The following is a 4,097-nucleotide window of genomic DNA, read 5'->3' as shown; positions in this document are numbered from 1 at the left end:
GCATCTACATAGGTTGATTTTAATTTTTGAAATTCTCTATAATCTAATATGTTTCCAACAATCGGGTGGTCGCTGTCTAACTTCGAAAGTATTTCTTCTCCTGTAGCGTACTGTCCAGTCTTAGTTTTCTTTGCATTGGGATCGAGCTTCAATCTGTCGAATAAGATTTCGCCCAATTGTTTTGGAGAAGCAATATTAAATTGAACCCCTGCGTGTTCAAAGATTTGTTTTTCTACCACTTCAATTTCGCCTTGCAACAAGGTTGAAAATTCGGCCAACGCTTTTGTGTCTATTTTTATACCCTCCAATTCCATTTCTGCAAGCACTTCACTTAAAGGCATCTCAACCTCTTTAAACAAAGGCTCAAGCAATTGATTTTTAACTAAGGGATTAAAAAAATTATATAATTGGAAGGTGATATCTGCATCTTCCGCTGCATACTCTGTAATTGCTTCAATGGCAACATCGCGCATGCTGCTTTGCTTCAGGCCTTTTTTACCTATGAGTTGTTCAATAGAAACGGGGGTGTAATTTAAATATACTTCTGCTAGCGCATCCATTCCATGACGCATTTCTGGCTCTAGTAAATAGTGCGCAAGCATGGTGTCAAACAACGGACCTACAACATCAAAGTTGTATTTCTTCAAAACCAATAAATCGTATTTTAAATTTTGTCCAATCTTAGTAATGGCGGGTGCGTCAAAAGCAGGCCGCAATACATTAAGTATTTTTTCTACTTCTATTTGATCTTCTGGAAAAGGAATGTAATACGCTTCGTGTTCTTTGAAACTGATTGCCATGCCCACAAGTTTTGCTTCTAGCGCATTTAAAGAAGTTGTTTCTGTATCAAAGCAAAAGGATTCTTGCAGCAACATCAATTGCGTTAAACGTGCAATTTCTTTTTCACTCGAAATTGCGTAATAATTATGCGGAACCGTATCGATTGAATTTCTAGTAATAATATCAGATTCAGTCGTATCAACTGAATCATCTTCCGTATGTGAGGTAGTTGGTGCGACAGCCTCAAATCCAAACAAGCCCATCTGTTGGCTCACTGGTATTGTAGGCGCTTTAGAGACTGTTTTCTTTTCAGTCGGTTTTTTTGTTTCCTTTACTTCCGAAGTACTGCTTCCAAACAATCGTTTTTTTAATGTCTTAAATTCAAGTTCATCAAACAATTGATTTAAGGCTTCTACATTATATTCTTTTATTCGCAATGCTTCCTCATCAAAAGCAATTGGAACTTCGCAATGTATGGTTGCAAGCTCTTTAGAGAGCAAGCCTTGTGCTGCAAAATTAATTACGTTTTCTTTTTGTTTGCCTTTAAGATCTTCGGCATTCTTAATTAAGTTTTCTACAGAACCATATTCAGCAATTAATTTTTGCGCAGTTTTTTCTCCGATGCCAGGTATTCCTGGAATATTATCTACGGCATCTCCTTGCAAGCCAAGTATGTCGCGTACTTGATCTACCTGTGCAATATTGAAGCGCGCCAATACTTTACCAACGTCATATATTTCAATGTCATTGCCCATATACGCAGGTCTATATAAAAATACATGCTCATTCACCAATTGCATATAATCTTTATCCATGGTCATCATGAATACGTCAAAACCCAGGGGTGGAGCAATTTTAGAAAATGTACCCACAATATCATCGGCTTCGTATCCAGGCACACCTAATATTGGAATATTCATTCCTTCTAAAAGACGATAAATATAGGGAATAGCAAGAGAAATGTCTTCAGGCTGTTCTTGTCTGTTGGCTTTATATTCGGTAAAGTTTTCATGTCTAAATGTGGGCCCTTGCAAATCGAAGGCAACGCCAATATGTGTCGGATTTTCTTTTTGTAAAATTTCTAACAAACTATTCGTAAAACCAAATATGGCACCAGAGTTTATTCCTGTAGAAGTAATACGTGGATTTTTACTAAAAGCAAAATGGGCACGATAGATGAGTGCCATGGCATCCAATAAAAACAGTTTTTTCATGTATGAATTTAAGTAATAATTTTTTGAATCGATGAACTTCTTGCTATTGTTGCGCCTTTTCGACCAAACCATTCTGGGGATTAATAATGCGCCAGAGCTGTACTTTTTCGGTCAACAATCTACGAGTGTATAATCTCTATTGGTATTCGGAGAAAGGTACAGAAATACCAATGTCTAAAACCAAACGATATTAAATCACATTTCAGATTTCAATTTAATCAATAAATGCTAGAATAACAGATTTCAATTTTGAACACAGAAATGAAGTGAATGTATACGGAACAATAAAAATGTATTACTTTTATCTAAATAGAAATTTGAAAAGATGGCATATATTAAAGCAGTTAGAGGAAACACACCCATATTTGGGAAAGATTGTTGGTTGGCAGAAACTGCCACTGTTGTAGGTGAAGTTGCAATGGGAGATAATTGCAGTGTGTGGTTTAATGCGGTAATTAGAGGCGATGTAAACTCCATCAAAATTGGAAATAAAGTCAACATTCAAGATGGTGCATGTATTCACTGTACCTACGAGAAGCATGCAACGGTGATTGGGGATAATGTATCTATTGGTCACAATGCTATTGTACACGGCTGCACCGTTGAAGAGAATGTATTAATCGGTATGGGCGCAATCGTTATGGATCGGTGTTACATTGAGAAAAATTCATTGATAGCTGCAGGTGCCGTATTATTAGAAGGTACGCGCGTTGAAAGTGGCTCGCTATATGCGGGCGTACCAGCTAAAAAGGTTAAAGATTTAACGCCAGAGCATTTTCAGAGTATCATTGAACGCATCTCTAATAATTATATGATGTATTCTGATTGGTTTAAAGAAGAAAATGAATAAGTATTTATAAATAAAAGGGTTAAGAGCATTAAAGATCAAGAGGTCACCTTATATTTTTAATTATTCATCGAAAAATTTGAATAGGCCTCATATTTGTAGTATCATTAAAAAGTAAAAGCTTATGTATATGAAATATTTAATTGCACTCTCAATTTTCTTTGGTTTAAACGTTTTGTGTTCGGCACAAAGTGGCTTGCCTTCAGATCCAGAAACAAACAAAATTACGTGGCAAGAAACCATCCCCTTAGATAGCGTTACCCGTGATGAAATGTTTGATCGGTGCAAACGTTGGTTGGCACATTATTATAAAATCGAATCTTTTAGCATTGATAGCAAAGTGAGTTATACAGTTGCAACTAAAGCTGATTTTAAAATAAGTTTGACCTACGATTTTAAATACAAATCTCAAAATAACATCAATTATACAATTACATTGAATCAAAAAGAAGGAAAGTATCGAGTAACGATTACAGACTTTAAATTTTATAAAGTTTCATCGGGCGCAAATACGCAAATTCTATTAGAGCAAGCCTATGCTAAAATGACAAGTCAAAATAAAGGTGAAACTACGAGTCAAGTAAAAGCTGAAATTGAAAAAGTTTTGGAAGACCTGAAGATATTTATGGTAAAGGGCTATGTTAAGACTCAAGATGACTGGTAGACGGTAGGTCAAATTCCAAATACCAAAAAACAAATTCCAAACGGATAACGCAATCGTGTATTTGTTTGGAATTTTTTTATCCAGTGAATTATAAAGATTTCAAAGTAGTAACATAATCTTCTTCTCGTCTTCATTGCAATGCAGCTTTAGCCAAAGCTTTAATCAAATTCCAAATAACAAAAAACAAATTCCAAACAGATAATACCAAGTCTACATTCAATATAGTTCAAAATACATTTTGACGTTGCTGAGTTGTTGGCCAGAAAAGGCACAACAACGGGTGGATTCGTAATTATGCGATAACTTAATTTAAAATTGGACTATTTTGTAGTTGGAGTTGGTAAACAAATTCCAAACAGATAACGCAATCGTGTATTTGTTTGGAATTTTTTTATCCAGAGAATTATTGTTTTATAGAGTAGTTATGAAATCACTAGATATTCATAACGTTAGGCTTAAGAGGAGAATTTATTTTTTTTTCTAAAGCTTACACTTTTCACTTCGTCTAGCAACTAGTACCTAGCAACTAATTCTTACTCCAACACAATCGGAAAGTCACTTCCTCTAGAAAACGTATACGGAAATTGCAGTT

3 protein-coding genes are annotated in these 4,097 nt (G+C 35.2%); 2 read left to right on the top strand and 1 reads right to left on the bottom strand.

The features are described from left to right. On the bottom strand, window positions 1–1,994 hold a 1,994-nt coding region (locus tag Q0543_RS06590; RefSeq protein WP_299250589.1), incomplete at its 3' end, for a DNA polymerase. Between the two features lie 325 nt (window positions 1,995–2,319). Between Q0543_RS06590 and Q0543_RS06585 the strand changes: the two genes are divergently transcribed. Continuing rightward, window positions 2,320–2,844: a gamma carbonic anhydrase family protein gene (locus Q0543_RS06585; protein WP_299250587.1), complete on the top strand. Its 525-nt coding sequence runs from the start codon at window positions 2,320–2,322 to the stop codon at window positions 2,842–2,844. 127 nt (window positions 2,845–2,971) lie between these two features. Then, complete coding sequence (locus Q0543_RS06580) at window positions 2,972–3,505, top strand: DUF4468 domain-containing protein (protein WP_299250585.1); 534 nt, start codon at window positions 2,972–2,974, stop codon at window positions 3,503–3,505. Window positions 3,506–4,097 lie beyond the last annotated feature (592 nt).

The organism is uncultured Cytophaga sp., from assembly GCF_937863595.1.
Taxonomy (GTDB): Bacteria; Bacteroidota; Bacteroidia; order Cytophagales; family Cytophagaceae; genus Cytophaga.
Note: the sequence above shows the minus strand (reverse complement) of the source record. Positions and strands in the feature narration are given on the sequence as shown.

What these genes read in the sequence shown, in the direction of transcription:
- Q0543_RS06580 (WP_299250585.1), top strand. Translation starts at nt 2,972, where the DNA reads ATGAAATATTTAATTGCACTCTCAATTTTCTTTGGTTTAAACGTTTTG.
- Q0543_RS06585 (WP_299250587.1), top strand. Translation starts at nt 2,320, where the DNA reads ATGGCATATATTAAAGCAGTTAGAGGAAACACACCCATATTTGGGAAA.